Source organism: Xanthomonas hydrangeae (genome assembly GCF_032697525.1).
Taxonomy (GTDB): Bacteria; Pseudomonadota; Gammaproteobacteria; order Xanthomonadales; family Xanthomonadaceae; genus Xanthomonas; species Xanthomonas hydrangeae.
In genome coordinates this window covers 109,276-125,275 of the sequence record NZ_CP103836.1, presented here as the reverse complement: position 1 = coordinate 125,275, position 16,000 = coordinate 109,276, and the positions used below count along the sequence as shown (strand labels likewise).

The following is a 16,000-nucleotide window of genomic DNA, read 5'->3' as shown; positions in this document are numbered from 1 at the left end:
TCGCTGCAGCGTGGCCTGCGTCACCACAGCCGCTTCATAACGGCCGCGTCATAAGTGACGCATCACAACGGCCGTGCCGCCCGCGGAATCACCTCGGGCATGATCGATCCCACGCCCTTGCTGCCCTGCAGCTGCCTGCAGTTGTCCAACGCGGTAGCCACCGAGTCGTAGCCGATCATCGCGCTGCCATCGATGGCCGAGGCATATACCAGTGTGCCGCCGGTACGTGCGGCCAATGCACCGGCGATAGCGGGCGTGGTATTGAACAGTTTGATTGAGGAGCCCAGCAAGATCAGTTGGCCGCTGCGGGTTTCGAGCGCTGCGGCCACACGCGGCTGTTGCCCGGCCGGAACCGCGGCGGCCTTGCGTGCGGCAGTGCCGGCATCGAGATAGATCGCGTAGCGGTCGAAGAGTCCAACCGGGGCGTCTGTGGTGGTTTGCGACGCCGGCACCGCGCGTGCGGCGGTCGTTGCCGGCGCGCCGTCGGCCAGCCTGACCACTGCGCCGGGAATCAGCCGGAAGCTTGTACGACCTGCAGTGATGGTCGGCCCGGTCGCCGCAGCGTGCAGGCGTTTGCTTTCGACCAGCTGCGCCGATGCGGGAGCGCAGACGCCGGCTGCAACGACAGCGAGCAGAGTGAGCAAGGATGTCTTCATGTCAGTGGCCCACCACGCGCATTTCGAATTCCTCCAGTTGTTCCTTGCCCTGGTCGGCGAGCATGTCGTCGACCTCCAGGGTCCAGCGCCCGGCCGAGGGTTCGTCCAGGAAGGCGTTGCTCGATGTCAGCCAGACCACGGTGCCGTCGGGGGTCTGATCGAGTGTGGAAAACGGCGTCATCACCGTGCTGCGCGTGCCGCTGGGCGACACCAGCACCACGCGCAGGTGACTGGGGTCCTTGTGGGTGGCCGAGAAATACAGTTGCACGCCTTCCACCTTGAAGGATTGGGTGATGTTCAGTGACAACCTGGCCGGTGCCGCGACACCCCCGATGGTGCTGCTGTTGCCTTCATACACTTTCCAGCTGGTGTCCTGCTGGGTGGGCAGCGAGGTGAAATGCACTGCACGTTCCACAGCCGCAGCGGCGTCGACCAGCCCGAAGCCATACCAGTTGCTGAAACGATGGCCTGCCGCGTTGGTGACCCAACCCGGGTCGATCACGGTGCCGTTGTAGACGGCCTTGGGTTGAGCCGGGTCGACCTGGGTCGCGGTCGTGGCCAGGATGTATTTGACATCGCGCAGGGTCAGTTGCGGATTGGCGCCCAACATCAACGCCGCCACGCCCGCCACGGTGGGCGATGCCGCCGAGGTGCCGTTCATGCGCGCGGTGTAATTACACGACGCATCGATCTTGGAGCGGCTGCTGTCGAGCGCGTTCTGCATCTGGCGGGTGCGATCACGGTTGTTGCCCGCTGCACAGCCGCTGAGGTCGGTGGTGACGATTGCGGCTTTATAGAAGCGCCGCAGTGGCAGAAGGTTGGTGAGCCCATAAGAGGGCCGGGCTGTTTCCGGGTGCGGATCGAAGGCGCGCTGAAACCCATACTCGCCACCCAGCCCGGAGACCCACAGCGCAGAGCCTGAAGATGAGTACGACGCCCGCACGCCATCGGCGTTGACGGCACCGGCCACGATCGTGGTCATCAGGTTGTTGAACTGGTCGGTGTTGGCCAGTGCGCAGCCGACACCGAGCTTGCGGGTCCGGTCTGCGCAGCGATCCACCGGATTGCCTTGTGCATCGTTCTCGATAAGGGCAAAGAACTCGTTGCCGGCAGCTTTGACATACACCCCGCCTTTCCCGCCACGCTGCGCCTGCATCAGTCTTTCGAGCGACTGTTGTTCGTCGACCTCGGTGTAGGGATACACGCGCGACGCACCGCCCCAACTGTTGTTGAACACCTCCATGGCGCGCCCTTCCGGCCCGTCGCCCCAGGCGTAGCGAAGATATTGTCGAACAGGTCCGGGTGCGCGATCTCCAGGCCGTCATCGATCACCGCGACCTTGACACCTGCGCCGCGAATTCCCAGCGAATGCAGTATGTCGACATCCAGGTCCACACCCGCGACCGGTCTGCCATCGCCGAACACCGGCTGGCCTTGATTGCGCAGATGCCATTGATAACGGAACAGCGGGTCGTCGCCCTGTTTCGCCTTGGGAGAGGGCGGGGTAGTGGTAGCCGGTTGCGCCACGGCGGTAGCGGTACATGCGCAGAGGCACAGCGCCAATGCCACAGCCGAGCACAGCGCGGATCGCCTGGAAGCGGGAGTCGTCATGAGGTCTCATCGGAAGGAGAAAGGAGGATGCGGCGCCGACACCGCGGACAGCGCCGTCATGCAACCAGGCCGCAGGCGTGTGCCTGCGGCCGTTGCACTCACATCGGTTGCATGACCGCCTGCATCACCACCAGCGATACCTGCGCGATGCCGCTGCTGCCTTGCAGACGGGCCACCGCCCGCTGTGCCTGTTCGATCGAGGGATAGGTGATCACCGCGCTGCCATCCACCTCGGAGGCATAGGCGATGATTCCGCCGGAGCTGCCTGCCAGCGAGGTTGCGGTGGCTGGCGTGGTGCCGGTCAATTTCAGTTGCGGCCTGACCAGCACCACGCGTCCGGTGCGCTCGTTCACTGCCGCTGCCAATGTGCGTTCGGTGCCGGAGACGCCAGCGCTGCGCGCAGCGCCCGCGGTGTTGTCCAGCACCACGGCATACGGGCCGATGCGTGCGGCAACCTTGCCTGTGGCGACTGAAGAAGTAGCACCTGCGCGCGCCTTGCCGGAAAAAGGCGCTGAGCGTTCCGCATCGTCAGCCGGCAGGGTCTCGGCGACCACCGAGCCTGGCAGCATGCGGAACATGTCGGCTCCGGATTTGAAACGCTCGCCGGTGGCCGCGGCGCTGAGCGTATTGGCATCCATGTACTGTGCGGCTTGCGCCAGGCCGGACATTGCAACGCAACCGAGCAACAACGAAACAACAAGTGTGTTCTTCATGTCAGTGCCCCACGATGCGGAGTTTGAACGTCTTGAGTGCAGCAGTGGTCCTGGGCTCGCTCATGTCGGTGACTTCCAGCGTCCACACGCCCTGCGAGGTTTCGTCCAGAAACGCGTTGCTGGAGGTAAGGTCGATGTAGAACCCGGTCTTGGCATAGGCATCGGCATCCAACGCCGAGAACGGCGTGAGCACATAGCTGCGTGTGCCACTGGGCGATACCAGCACCACCCGCAGATTGCTGGGCGTCAGATGCGCGGTTTCCAGCGACAGTTGCACCGATTCGACCTTCATTGCCTGCTTGATACGAATCCGCTGCGTGGCCGGCCGGGCCGGGCCCCCGATCTGGCTGCCTGCATTGCCGGACTTGACCCAGCGTGTGTCGCGCATCGGCGGCAGTGGCGTGAAGTTGCTGGCCTTGTAAACGGCCGCCGCCGCATCGGCCAACCCGAAGCCATACCAGTTACTGAAGCGATGCCCGGCGGCATTGGTGATCCAGCCCGGATCGATCACGCTGCCCTGATAGGCCACACGTGGTTGCCACGGATCGATCTGCCGCGCGGTGGTGGCCAGGATGTACTTGACGTCGCGCGCGCTCAGGCTGGAATTGGCACTGAGGATCAACGCGGCCACACCGGAGACCGTAGGCGCCGCTGCCGAGGTGCCATTCATGATGCCGCTGTAATTGCACGATGCATCGATCCTGGAAGCACTACCGTCCAGCGCGTTCAAGACCGCCTCGGGATTGTCGACGTTATAGCCTGCCTGGCAGCCGCTCAGATCGGTGGAGACGATGGCCGGGTCGTAAGCGAACGGTGCGGTATCCGGCGCGAAAATCTGCGCTGCATTGGGATAGAACTTGCGCTGTCGCCCGAACTCGCCACCCAGACCGGACACCCACAATGCAGAACCCGACGACGAATACGAGGCGCGTTGCCCCTTGGCATTGACGCTGGCAACGACAATGGTGCCCGGCAGGTTGGCCAGCGGATCGATGTTGGCCAGGGCGCAGCCGACATTCAATGTGCGCGATAGCGCGCTGCAGATGTTGACGGGCTTTCCTGTCTGGTCCGGCACGCGCAGGCGCCTGAAGCTGTTGCCCGCAGACTTGACGTAGATACCGCCAAGACCGCCGCGGGTCGATCGCATCAAGGCTTCCCAGGACTGCTGCTCCTCTACCGGAAAGTCGAAGTAGATCGGCGCAACCGACCCCCAGCTATTGTTGAACACATCGATGTTGCGCGCCTCGGGTCCATCGCCCCACGCATAGCGCACGCTGGCATCGGAGATGGACGACGCCCGCCCGAACAAATCGAAGCCGGCAAGCAGCGCTTCCGGTGCGACGCCGCGCCCACCGCGGCCGTTCCAGCCGACCGCACCGATGATGCCGGCCACCAACGTGCCATGCGCATTCTCGGGATCGATGGGAGTTGTGTCGTGCGATCCGTCTTCGAAATTGTGCGAGCCATTCGGCAGGATATTGTCGGCCAAATCCTCGTGGCGCAGTTCCAGGCCGTCATCCACCACGCCAACCCGCACGCCGCGGCCGCGAATGTCGATGGCGTGCAGGATATCCACATCCATATCCACGCCAGGGACCGGGCGGCTGTCGCCGATCACGGCCTGTCCCTGGTTGGAGATGTGCCATTGATAACGCAGCAGCGGATCGCCTGCGTTGGCCCGGGCAGCGGTCGCCGGCTGTGCGGCAAGCGCAGCGATTGGTGGGCTGCCGATCAGCACGGCGCCGATCAGCAGTGCGAGGTGTCGCCTGTGAAAAAGGTTCATTCCGTTTGATTCCGGTCAAAGGGTAGGCACGGTCAAAGCGACACAGTTCCCCGTCCGGTCGATCAGGCGATCGGCCAGTGCAACTGCTTCAACACATTCGGGCCGTGCCTATCAAGCCCGAATCGGCAGAGTCAGTAGACGTTGAAAAGTGAATTCACGCGGCAATGGCCGCGTTGAGGAAACCCGATCAGGCAACGCCGGAGGCATGCGCCTGGCAGTACGGGCAAGCCGTCAGTACCAGGTCGGGTTGGATGCAGCGTGCAAGAGAAAAATGCCAACAGGCAGCAACAAGGTGCATGTCCGTGTATCCCGAAAGAGCCAGTGAAACGCATCCGTCCGAAACGCTGGATGGATGCGACCAGGTCGTCCGTCGGCTCCCCTGTACGCGTCCGCGCAACCGACGCTGGCGATGCGCATGCATCGGCAGCGATCCGATTAAAGACTGGTCAATTCTTGTTCGCAAGCCAGGCACCAGGTGACATGCACGTGACCCGCTGCGCAGTTTATGCAAGGCATGCCGACTCACGCGCGCAATGCGAAGTTTTCGGCACGAGATTGGCTGCTATATTTTGCGATCTATCCGGAATCTATTGATAGAAAACATCATAATGCGCGAATCTGCTTCGCATTTGGATCGATGCGCTACGCCGATTGCGAAGGCAATGCGCCCTGGTCGCAGCATGCACGCATCAGCTGCGTCGCTCCTGTCGTGCTTTATGAAGAACGGTCGCTAGTACCTGCGCCGCCATGCATCTCGCACCGTTCAGCGCTGCGCACGTGCACGCACCTCCAACGTGACAACGTCGGTTGCCAGCAGGACCAACGCAGGCGCCGATGCCGCGCGTGGCGAGGCGTCAGCGCCTGCACTTCTCGATTGCACCGCCTACCAGCGATACGCCACCGACATCTGGTACTGCCGCCCGGCAATCGGCCGGCCCATGAACACGCCGCCGGTTGCCGCTCCCTGCACGCGCACATTGCCTTCGGTCAGGCCCAGCGTGTCGGTGATATTGCTGCCGCTGGCAGTCACTTCCCAATGCTCGCCCACATGCAGGTTGGCGCCGATATCCACCATGTCGTAGGAGGGCAGGCGCTGGCTGTTGGCCAGATCCGCAAAGCGCTCGCCCACGTAGGAATAGGTGGCAAACAGTTTGAGATCGCCGAACGGCAGCATCCAGTAATAGCTGGGCGTGATGCGGAACTGGCGCTTGGGCTGGCGCATCACCTGGTTGCCGGTGAAGTTCTGATAATCCCGGTACTTGGCATCCAGCCAGACGCCGGTACCGGCCAGCTCGAAACCGCCGAACGGGCGGACTGCCGCTTCCACTTCCATGCCGTAGGCGCGCGAATCGCCGACTGCGGTGAAGTTGGTGCCATCGGCCAGGAACGCCTGAAACGGCGAGTTCTTGAAGGTGTTATAGAACGCGGTCAGGTACAGATCGTAGTTGCTGGCGCCGGACTTGAGACCGAGTTCGTACTGATCCACTTCCTGCACGCGATTCTGTCCATCGCGCAGATTGTCGAAGCCGGGAAACTTCACCCCGGAGTTGATGCGCGCGAACAGGCTGTTGCGATCATCCAGTGTGAAGTTGAGGCCCGCAGTCCACGAAAACGCTTCGTCGTCCTGATCGATGCGGCGCGTGCTGGCCAGTGCCAGCGAGGTGGCGTTGTCGTACAACGTGGCCGGGTTGGCATCCAGATCGACGCTGGCGGTATCGTGCACGTCGCCGGTCACGCTCTGGCGTTCGTAACGGGCACCCAGGTCCAGGCGCAAGCGCTCGTTGAGTTCCCATTCGTCGGCAACGAAGGCGGCGATATTCTCGCCGTCGTAGTTCGCGCGCAGGTTGAAGAATGCGGTGCTGGTGAAGCCTTGACGCGTGGCCTGCTGTCCATTGTCCAGAGTGAGATCGATACGCCGCGCGTTGTTCTGTGCAGTGAGCAACATGGTGTTGCCCAGATACCAGGTGTCGGCCGAGGAATACTTGGCGTAGTACGTGCCCACGGTAATCGTATTGCCGGCAAACAGTTCGCGGCTCAGGCGCAGGTCGTTGGTGACCGAGTTCAAGCGCTTGTCCACCGACCACCGGCCGGCTTCCAGCACCTGCTGATTCGGATCGACCGCGCCGCCGCCGGTGGTGAAACTGCCGCTGCCGGTGGTGCCGTAGCTGGCGATGAAATCGCTCAAGCGCTGCGGTGCGTCGCCGGTGAACAGCGCATAGGTGGGCGCGCTGCCGCTCATCACGTTGAAGCGATCGGCGATGGTCCAGGCGCCGGTTTCCCAGTTCAATTCGCCACCGAACACATCGATATTGACGCCGCGTCCGTCGGCCAGATCGCGTCGGATGGTCTGTCCATTCGGCCCGACCAGCAGATCGACATTGCGGAAGTCGCTGCCGAGCAGGGTGCCGGTCTGCGCATTCAAGCCGGGGAAGCTGGACAGGTCGTTGCCGTTGTTGCGCGATAGCAGTGGAATGGCGGTATAGAAGGCGTTGTTGTCGTCGGTATGCCGCGCGTACAACGACACTTCGCCGCTGTCCCAGCGCTTGCTCAAGGTGGCGCTGAACTGGCCGCCCTTGTCGGCGGAAAACTGCGGGTCGCGTACGCCATCGGTTTCGCGGAAAAAACCGCCCACGCTGTAGTACCAACCGTTGCCCATCGGCCCGCTGTTGAACATGTCGATGCGGCGCAGGTCGTTGTTGCCGCCGGTCAGGCGCACGCTACCCTCGGGTTCGTCCTGGCCTTTTTTCTGGATGAAATTGACCGTGAGCCCCGGCTGCCCGTTGGAAAAGATCGGGCTGGAACCGCCGCGCAACACCTCCATGCGCTCGACCGTGTCGTCGACGCGGAACAAGGTGGAATTTTCCAGAAACGACAAGGTCGGCGGCGGAAACAACGGCGAACCATCCAGTTGCATGGTCACGAACGGCGCGTCGCCTTCGGACGGCATGCCGCGCACGAAGATGTTGGCACCAGTGCCACCGCCGCTGGGCTCGGCCCACACGCCCGGCACGATCTTCAACAGGTCTGCGGTGCTCTGCGGCACCGCCTGCTGAATCTGTTCTGCGCTGGCGGTGGTGATCGAAAAGCTGGCATCGCGCTTGGCCAGGCCCTTGAAGCGCGCTGTGCCGCTGACGATCACTGCATCCAATGTGGTGGCGTCGCTGTGCGGTTCTGCTGTCGAGGTTTGCGCATGCACAGCGGGCGCAAGCAGTGCGCCAATGGCAAGGGACAAGGCATAGCGTGGCATCGATGACGACATGAAAGCTCTCCTGAGATAGCGTCGCAACTGGCAGCGATGCGTGCAGTCGCGCGCGCTCTGCCAACAAAGTGACCGGCAGCACATCACCGCGCCGGTAGCGCAACGCGGTAACGCACGTTGCGTTGCTGTTCTAACGGAGTTGCCAGCAAAAGCTGTTGTGCGCCGCGTCAACCGATGCCCGCGCGCGCTTGCCGCGCTTCACACCGCTGCGCGTACCGGTGCCGCTTCCCGAATCGGCAGATTGATCAGTGCGGCGACCACTGCCAGCGCCATGTCGGCGTACCACATCCAGCTGTAATCGCCGAAGCGCTCCAGCGCCAGCCCACCCAGCCACGCGCCGAAGAAACCGCCTACCTGATGCGACAGCAAGGTGAGGCCGAACAAGGTTCCCAGATAGCGCGGGCCGAACAGTTTGCCGATCAATCCTGCCGTCGGCGGCACCGTGCCCAGCCAGGTAAAGCCCAGTGCCGCGGCAAACAGGTAGAAGGTCAGCGGCGTTGGCGGCGCAATCAGGTACAGGCCGATCAACACCGCACGGCTGGCGTACAACGCGCACAGCAACCACTTCATGCGGATGCGTTCGCCCAGTTTGCCGGCGACCAGGCTGCCGGCCACGTTGAACAAGCCGATCAGCGCGATCGATACCGCCGACACGCTGGCGGGCAGGCCGCACAGTGCGATTTCGCCGGGCAGGTGCGTGACCAGAAACGCGATGTGTACCCCGCAGGTGAAAAAGCCCAGATGCAGGCACCAGTAACTGCGATCGCGCACTGCCAGGCGCAACTGCGCACGCAAACCGATGTCGTCGTTTGCGACCGCACTGCGCGTGGCTGACGGCGATGATCGGCGTCGCAGCGGCCAGGCCAGCGGCAAGGTCAACAACGAGATCACTGCCAGCCCGGTCATCGCCCTGGCCCAACCGGCTGCGCCGATCATCAACTGCACCAGCGGCGCAAACACGAACTGCCCGAGCGAGCCGCCGGCATTGATCAGCCCGGCCGCGAACGAACGCCGCTCCGGCGCAATACGCCCGGCGGTGACACCGATCAGCACCGAAAAACTGCCTGCGCCCGCGCCGGCGGCAGCCAGAATGCCGAGCGAGACGATCAGCCCCCATTCGCTGGCCATCCACGGGCTCAGCCCCAAGCCCAGCGACAACAACACGCCACCGAACAGCAGCACCGGCAACGGGCCGCGCTCGTCGGCAATCGCTCCGAACACCGGTTGCACCGCGCCCCAGACCAATTGCCCCACCGCCAGCGCGAAGCTGATCGACGCGATGCCGATCCCGGCCTGCCGATGGATCGGCTCCACGAACAAGCCGGTGGTCTGGCGCGCGCCCATCGTCAGCATCAGCATCGCCGAGGCGGTGAGCAGCAACCCCCAATGCGCGCTGGCACGCGCTGTCACCGGGGCGCTCATGCGGCTGTCTCCAGCAAGGCATCCAGGCGTTCCAGCGTCGCATGCAACTGTGCGGTCGGTGCCGCACCGAACAGCGCCTGGAGCTGTTCCTGCGCCGCCAACCAGTGCGGCCGTGCGCGCACCAGCAGCCCACGGCCGCTGCGGCTCAGGACCAGCCATTTCTGCCGGGCATCCTCGCCACGCTGGGTCTTGATCCATCCGGCCGCCAGCAGCGGTTTGAGGTTGCGGGTGAGGGTGGTGCGGTCCATGCCCAACGTGTGTGCCAGCGCGCCCAGCGATTGCGCCGCGTCCAGCCGGCGCAGGATCGAGTACTCGTTGAGGCTCAGACCCACCGGCGCCAACGCGCGGTCGTACAGTTGGGAGGTACGCCGTGCAGCACGGCGCAGATGAAAGCAGGTACAGCCGCTGAGCTTGGACATGGGATGCCTCCACAGTGGCAAGCAGAATGCGTGTATATGCACCTATTGGCAAGTTCCAGTTGGAACGTTCCAGGATGCTGTCGCCATCCATGCGAACGCTGGCCGCTGTCGATGGCTTGCGGTCTCCAGCCGTGTCGCCTGGTTGTGCGTGAGAGGTCCAGTACTGCGTCCGACGCCGACCCACCGACCCACCAGGCAGCAGAGCCCGCAGCGGGCCGGCCTCGGGCGCTGAGCAGGTCGCAGCGGCACGATGCACTTTTCGGTACGCGATGCAATGTTGGCGCAGCGATCGGATAGGCAACGCCAAAAAAGAGGCCGCCCGAAGGCGGCCTCGCTTATGACGGCGGGAGAGAGTGCGCCGTCAGAAGAACATCCGCACGCCGAACGAAGCGCTGCGGCCAGGAAGCATCACGTCGTCCTTGAGGAAGGAGGTGTGCACGCGTGCGTCCTGATTGGTCAGGTTGTTGCCATCCAGGAACACTTCCCACGCATTGCTGCCGCGGTCCACGTGGTAGGCCAGATGCGCATCGACGAACGTATAGCCATCGGTCGCGGTTTCGTTCACGGCGATCTTGTCCTGCTTCATGGTGCGGGTGGCACCGAGCGAAGCGCGCCACTGGTCGGCATTCCAGCGCATCTGAGCGCCGACGCGGCCCGGGGCGATACGCGGCAGGTTGCCGCCATCGTTCAGGCGCGCACGCACGGTGTCGCCGAACACGCGCAGATCCCACGCGCCGGTGTCGTTGTTGGCCAGATGGAAGGTGGCCTCGCCTTCGAAACCGTGGAAGATCGCATCGGCCTGGGTCCACTGGCGGATCGGCAGGAAGTCGTTGTCTTCCTCATTGAACCACTGGTTGCCGGTGTCGACGATGTAGACGAAGTCGTTGTAGCGGTTGTAGTACGCGGCGACCTTGGCATCCACCCACTCGTTCTGGAAGTTCAGGCCCAGCTCGGCCTGGTTGGCCTTTTCGGTCTTCAGATTCGCATCGCCGATCTCGAAGGCCAGCGTGGCGATATGCGGGCCATTGGCGAACAGCTCTTCTTCGGCCGGCGCGCGTTCGGCGTGGTCGAGGTTGGCGGTCAAGCGCCATTGTTCGTTGAAGCGGAAACCACCGCTGAGCGAGAAACTGGTCGGGGTGAAGTCGCGGTCCACGCCGATGTCGGTCTGGTACTTGACCTTGTCCACGCGTGCGCCGAGTTCCGCAGTAACGCGATCCCAGCTATTGCGCGCAACGCCGAACACGCCGAGCGAACGGGTGTCGGTCTTGGGCACGAAGGATTCTTCGCCCACTGCCTGGAAGGTGGTGTCGCTGCCCTGCAGGCCGAACGCCGTCTGCCAGCCGCCGCTGAAGGTGAAGGACGCTTCCACGCGGCCTTCGTTTGCCCGCTTGGTGAATACGGTGCCGACTTCGTCGCCTTCGAATTCGGTGTGCGCGTAATCGGTATGGCCGAAGCTGTAGCGCAACGCGCTGCCTTCGCCCCACGGATCGGTCAGCCCGCCCTTGAGGTCGTAGCGGTCCTGCTGCAGCTTCAACGACACGCCGCGCTCGCCGATCGACAGATCGCCCGGTTCGCCGGGGTTGCCATAGTTGTCGCGGAAGCGGGACGCCGACAGGCCGACAAAGCCCCAATCGCCCGACAGCGAGGCGCCGATCGAGCCCACCTTGGAGTCGATCCAGGAGTTGGCCTGGCGCCCTTGCGGGGTGTCGTAATCGTTCTGGTTGCGATACACGCCGTCGGCATGGATCGACAGCCCGCTGCCATTGCCGGCATCGACGCGGAACATGTCGGTGTTGCCGTCCTTGTCGCCGCCGTCGAAGCGCACTTCGGCGCGGCCGCTGAAGCCGTCCACCGGGGTTTCGGCAATGCGCCCGTCGACCACGTTGACCACGCCGCCGATCGCGCCGGAGCCGTACAGCAGGGTGGAGGGACCTTTCAACACTTCGATCTGGTTGGCCAGGAATGGCTCGATCGCCGGCGAGTGATCCTGGCTGACCGTTGACACGTCCTGTGTGGACAGGCCATCGCGCAGCACCGCCACGCGCGGGCCGTCCAGGCCGCGGATGATCGGCCGGCCGACGCCGGGGCCGAAGTTGGAACTCTGCACGCCGGGCAGGCTGGACACGGTTTCGCCCAGGCTCTCGCTACGCACTTCGTCCAGACGCTCGCCGGCCAGCACTTCGACCGGGCGGCTCAACTCGCCGGCCGCATCGCGCAACGGGCTGGCGGTGACGACGACCTTGTCCAGGTCCTTGATGTGGCGGCCGCTGGAAGCGGTGGCGTCGTGGCGCGTGTCCGAACTGGGCGGGGTCTGCGGGTCGGCCGGGGCCGGCGCGTCCTCGGCCATGGCCAGGACAGGGGTCAGCAGGCTGGTCAGGGCCAGCGTGAGCGTGGAGCGGCGGAACGAGGAAGCGAGGCGAGGATGCATGGCGGGCCGGACTCTGTGATTGTTACTTTATATCAATGATAAGGCGCAGCTTGGCTGCTGGGCCGACGGCGAGATCTGCGGCTGCACAGTGCAGTGACGCGGATCCGGAAGCGAGTAAGCTCTGGAACAAGCAAGATGTTATATTATTCCACGTCGCCGCGAACACCTGCTGGAAGTCATGCCTCTACCGTCCCTTCGCCATGTGCTCGACCGCTTCGGTGCGACCGGTTCGCTGCTGTGTGCCGTGCATTGCGCCGTGCTGCCGTTGGTGCTGGCGCTGGCGCCGTCGTTAGGCCTGTCGTTCTGGCTGGGCGATGGCGTCGAGCTGGCGATTGTGGTGTTCGTGAGCCTGCTGGGTCTTTTCAGCCTGGTATTGGGCTATCGCCGCCATAAGGCGCTGCATGCGCTGGCGCTGCTGCTGCCGGGGTTGCTGCTGCTGTGGGCCGGCCTGCTGTACGACCCGCTGCACCATTCGGCGATCCCGCATGCGGTAGTGATGACGCTGGGCGGTGCGCTGGTCGGCATCGCCCATCTGGTCAATCTGCGCCTGAACCACGGGCATGCCCACGTTCACGACGCCAGCTGCGCACACTAGCCCAGGCTGCGCTGGCCGCGGCCGTCGTGGTAGGCTTGCCGGCCTTGCGCGAGGGCGCCGCCGGCGTAAACCTCGCCAGACCCGTGTTCAGCGCGGGGATTTTTGTATTCAGTATTCACATTCAGGAGTCGACGAACATGGGTAAGGGTGACCGCAAGACCGCCAAGGGCAAGCGCTACAATTCCAGCTACGGCAATTCGCGTTCGCACGCGGTGAGCAAGGTTGTCGTGGGTGCAGCTTCCCCGGTTGCCAAGAAGGGCGTGGTCAAGGCCCCGGCCAAGAAGGCTGTAGCCAAGAAGACCGTCGCCAAGGCCGGCTGATTCCTAGCCCGCTTCGCGACACCAGAACGCGGCGCTTGCGCCGCGTTTTTTTATGTCCGAGGTCAGCGCAAACGCCCGCGTCGTTGCTAGCGCGTCGTTTCCGCAACCGGCGATTGGCTGGCCGCCGCCGGCGCCAGCAACTGTTCGGCCAGTCCGCGATAGATCGGCGTCTTGCACACCAGCCCGGACACCGCACGCGCAATCAGCACGGTGGCCAGGATCGGCAGCAGCATCTGGCTGGTGTCGGTGAGTTCCAGCGAGATCACTGCCGAGGTCAGCGGTGCCTGGGTCACGCCGGTCAGATAGGCGCACATGCCCAGCAGCACGAAGGTGCGCGGGTCCACGCCCGGCATCAGCACCGACAGGTTGTGGCCGATGCCGGCGCCCACCGCCAGTGCCGGCGAGAACAATCCGCCTGGGATGCCTGCCAGATACGAGACCAGATTGGCCACCAGCTTCATCAGCCCGAATTCGTGACCGACCACCGCATGCCCCTGCACCAGGCTGCGCGCCTGCTCGTAGCCCGTGCCGAACGCGCCTTGCCCGAACACCAGCGCCAGGCCGACCAGGGCCACCCCGCACAGCGCGGCCAGCAGCACCGGATGGCGCTGGCGTAGCGTCGCCAGCCAGCGCGGCTTGCCACTGACGCTGGCCAGCACCAGGCGCGCGAACACCCCGCCAAGCAGACCGGCCACGCCGCCGCACAGCGCAATCGCCAACCACGCCTGACCCAGCGGCAACGCCACCGCCACCTTGCCGAAATAGGTGTAGTTGCCCAACAGGCCCAGCGACACCACGCCACCGACGATCACCGCCGTGAGCAAGGTGCCGGAGAAGCGGTGCTCGAAACGCCCGCTCAATTCTTCGATCGCGAACACCACGCCGGCCAGTGGCGTGTTGAACGCCGCCGCGATACCGGCCGCGCCGCCGGCAAGCAGAAAATGCGAGAGCTCGCGCGGATCGTGAAATCCGAACCAGCGCCCGAACACATGCATCAGGCTGGCGCCGACATGCACGGTGGGACCTTCGCGGCCCACCGATGCGCCACCGAACAGCGACAAGGTGGTCAGGGCGAGCTTGCCGATCGACACGCGCAACGACAGATTGGTTTCGCGAAACGCCGGACCGTTGTGTTCCAGCGCGGCGATGACCTGCGGGATGCCGCTACCGCGCGTGGGTCGCATCGCGCCGGAGGTGAGCCAGGCCAGCAAGGCGAAGATGCCCGGCGTCAGCAGCAGCGCCCACCAGATCGAATGCGCGGTGATGCCCTGAAACAACTGGAAGGCCGCATCGCTGGCCTTGGCGAACACGATCGCCACCAGCGCCACCGCAATGGCGCCACCCCAGAGTGCGGCGCGGCGACGCCAGCCTTCGCTGGATAACAACGGCCGCAGCCGGCGCGGCGAGGGATCGGAAGCAGACATGCCGCTATTGTCGCATCGGCGCGCCGTAGCCGCGACGCGTCACTCAGCGTGCGTCGGCCGGCGGCACGCGCAAGGCCGGCAACAAGTTGGCGGGATTGCCATCGTTGGGCGCGGCGGGAATTCCCAACAGCCGCGTCATCAGGGAATACACATCGACATTATCGAAACCCGGCAAGGTCTTGCCCTGCGCCAGATCCGGGCCTTGCGCCAGGAACACCGCGCGCATCGACGGCAGCGCCGGATCGAAGCCGTGCGAGCCGCGCATCTGACCGGGCACGCGCTTGGCCAGTTTGTCCGGAAACAGTGCGTCCCAGCCTTCGTGCATCTGGCACACGATCGGCGGAATACGCCGATGCGTGCCGTACTGCCAGCGTGCGGGCAGCGCTGCCTTGCGCCAGCAGTCGTACTGCGCATGCGCACCGAGCAGGGTGGCTTCGGCGCGCGCCTGCTGCCCGGGCAAGGGATCGAAGCTAATCACCTGGCCCTCGGTGATTGCAGTGGCGATGGTGGGCGGCGCCAGGTCTTCCACGCTGAGCGCATGCCCGGGCGGCACCTCGGCCATGCCGTGGTCGGAGACCACGATGATGTTGGTGCGGCTGCGCGTGCCGTTGCGCTGCATGCCGGCCAGCAGGCGGCCGATCGCGCCATCCACCGCGCGCACGCTGTCGGCGTACTCGCGCGACTCCGGGCCATGGTCATGGCCGGCTTCGTCCACGTGTTCGAAATACAGCGTGACCAGGCGGTTGGTTGCGGCGCCTGATGCGTCCAGCCAGCCCAGCACCTCGTCCACGCGCGCGTCCAGACCGGTGCCTTCTTCGTAGTGGCGCCAGCGCGTGGGGCGCACGCCTGCAATCGCTGCCTCGCTGCCGGGCCACGACCAGGTCGCTGCATGCAGACCGTTGTTTTCGGCACCCACCCAGATCGGCTCACCGCCCCACCAGCGTGCATCGCCCACGGCGTCGGGCTTGCTCAGCCAGAAGCTGCCGAGCACCGGGTCGCGCATGCTGTTGTGCACGATGCCGTGGTGGTCCGGGCGCAGGCCGGTGACCAGCGTGTAGTGATTGGGAAAGGTCAGCGACGGATACGACGGGGTCATCCAGCGCGCACGCACGCCGTCGTGCGCGAGCTGCGACAGGTTGGGCGTGATGCCGCGATCGAGCATGTCGGCGCGCAGGCCGTCGATGGAAATCAGCAGCAAGGGATGCGGCGTGTCGCTGGATGGCGCTTCCGCCGATGCCGATTCGCTGGAGGCGGCCGGTGGCGCGCTGCGCGGCATAGTGCTGGTACAGGCCGTGAGCAGCGCAAACGCGGTGGCGGCAAACACAAAACGTCGATCGATCATCGCGCCAGTTTACGGCGTGGCAATGACT

The 16,000-nt window shown here is 64.7% G+C and carries 11 protein-coding genes and 1 pseudogene; 2 read left to right on the top strand and 10 right to left on the bottom strand.

Annotated elements, in window-relative coordinates:
• Positions 1 to 62: 62 nt before the first annotated feature.
• The 8 genes and pseudogenes from NYR97_RS00510 to NYR97_RS00475 all read right to left on the bottom strand — a co-directional run bounded on the left by NYR97_RS00510 (position 63) and on the right by NYR97_RS00475 (position 12,291).
• On the bottom strand, positions 63 to 656 hold the full coding sequence (locus tag NYR97_RS00510; RefSeq protein ID WP_316695980.1) for a hypothetical protein: 594 nt from the start codon (positions 654 to 656) through the stop codon (positions 63 to 65).
• 1 nt (position 657) lies between these two features.
• Positions 658 to 2,267, bottom strand: a pseudogene (locus tag NYR97_RS00505) (S8 family serine peptidase).
• 98 nt (positions 2,268 to 2,365) lie between these two features.
• Positions 2,366 to 2,980, bottom strand: a complete 615-nt coding sequence (locus NYR97_RS00500; RefSeq protein ID WP_316695978.1) for a hypothetical protein — start codon at positions 2,978 to 2,980, stop codon at positions 2,366 to 2,368.
• A gap of 1 nt (position 2,981) precedes the next feature.
• Positions 2,982 to 4,730: a S8 family peptidase gene (locus NYR97_RS00495; protein ID WP_316698460.1), complete on the bottom strand. Its 1,749-nt coding sequence runs from the start codon at positions 4,728 to 4,730 to the stop codon at positions 2,982 to 2,984.
• Positions 4,731 to 5,646: 916 nt separating this feature from the next.
• Positions 5,647 to 8,022 carry a TonB-dependent receptor gene (locus NYR97_RS00490; RefSeq protein ID WP_316695976.1) on the bottom strand — a complete coding sequence of 792 codons (2,376 nt, stop codon included), beginning with the start codon at positions 8,020 to 8,022 and terminating at the stop codon, positions 5,647 to 5,649.
• 198 nt (positions 8,023 to 8,220) lie between these two features.
• A complete protein-coding gene (locus tag NYR97_RS00485; RefSeq protein WP_316695975.1) occupies positions 8,221 to 9,444 on the bottom strand; it encodes an MFS transporter in 1,224 nt (407 codons plus the stop codon).
• Positions 9,441 to 9,863, bottom strand: a complete 423-nt coding sequence (locus NYR97_RS00480; protein ID WP_205394273.1) for a MarR family winged helix-turn-helix transcriptional regulator — start codon at positions 9,861 to 9,863, stop codon at positions 9,441 to 9,443. The genes NYR97_RS00485 and NYR97_RS00480 overlap by 4 nt, the downstream gene beginning before the upstream one ends.
• A gap of 361 nt (positions 9,864 to 10,224) precedes the next feature.
• On the bottom strand, positions 10,225 to 12,291 hold the full coding sequence (locus NYR97_RS00475; RefSeq protein WP_316695973.1) for a TonB-dependent receptor: 2,067 nt from the start codon (positions 12,289 to 12,291) through the stop codon (positions 10,225 to 10,227).
• 178 nt (positions 12,292 to 12,469) lie between these two features.
• Here NYR97_RS00475 and NYR97_RS00470 point away from each other — a divergent pair, with 178 nt between their 5' ends.
• Together NYR97_RS00470 and NYR97_RS00465 are read left to right on the top strand one after the other, a co-directional pair.
• Entirely contained in the window at positions 12,470 to 12,886 is a 417-nt protein-coding gene (locus NYR97_RS00470) for a MerC domain-containing protein (protein ID WP_023904520.1), read from the top strand.
• A gap of 26 nt (positions 12,887 to 12,912) precedes the next feature.
• Positions 12,913 to 13,206 carry a 30S ribosomal protein THX gene (locus tag NYR97_RS00465; RefSeq protein WP_425613019.1) on the top strand — a complete coding sequence of 98 codons (294 nt, stop codon included), beginning with the start codon at positions 12,913 to 12,915 and terminating at the stop codon, positions 13,204 to 13,206.
• Between the two features lie 86 nt (positions 13,207 to 13,292).
• Here the strand turns inward: NYR97_RS00465 and NYR97_RS00460 are convergent, their stop codons facing one another.
• Together NYR97_RS00460 and NYR97_RS00455 are read right to left on the bottom strand one after the other, a co-directional pair.
• Positions 13,293 to 14,630 carry a chloride channel protein gene (locus NYR97_RS00460; RefSeq protein WP_316695970.1) on the bottom strand — a complete coding sequence of 446 codons (1,338 nt, stop codon included), beginning with the start codon at positions 14,628 to 14,630 and terminating at the stop codon, positions 13,293 to 13,295.
• Between the two features lie 43 nt (positions 14,631 to 14,673).
• Positions 14,674 to 15,972: an alkaline phosphatase family protein gene (locus NYR97_RS00455; RefSeq protein WP_316695969.1), complete on the bottom strand. Its 1,299-nt coding sequence runs from the start codon at positions 15,970 to 15,972 to the stop codon at positions 14,674 to 14,676.
• Positions 15,973 to 16,000 lie beyond the last annotated feature (28 nt).